This window comes from Photorhabdus stackebrandtii, assembly GCF_011189495.1.
GTDB classification, from domain to species: domain Bacteria; phylum Pseudomonadota; class Gammaproteobacteria; order Enterobacterales; family Enterobacteriaceae; genus Photorhabdus; species Photorhabdus khanii.
The window spans coordinates 1-253 of the sequence record NZ_PUJV01000212.1 but is presented as its reverse complement, the minus strand read 5'-3'; the positions used below and the strand labels follow the sequence as shown (position 1 = coordinate 253).

Here is a 253-nt window from a genome sequence, read left to right as displayed (position 1 = left end):
AAATGGTCTCAATGCCACAAGGTTTTATTGCTTTTAGTGATGATGAAACTGGTGGTTATTACGGTTTTTTAAAAGAGAAGACTCAATATAAAAATGAAGTATATTTTTTTGATTCATCAGGGGATGGAAGCATTGAATCAATAAAAGAGGATTTTTTTGAATTTGTTGTTAGCAGAGGTTTCCAACCAGAACATTTTGATTTAGATGTTTTAACTCAATAATGATTCGAATCAAAACCGGAAGACCCTTCGAG

Annotated in this window: 1 protein-coding gene; it reads left to right on the top strand. The window is 32.0% G+C overall.

Annotated features, from left to right (window positions below; all coding sequences use genetic code 11):
• Positions 1–221, top strand: a 221-nt coding sequence (locus tag C5470_RS22360) for an SMI1/KNR4 family protein (RefSeq protein ID WP_207627087.1), incomplete at its 5' end; no start/stop codon positions are given.
• Positions 222–253 lie beyond the last annotated feature (32 nt).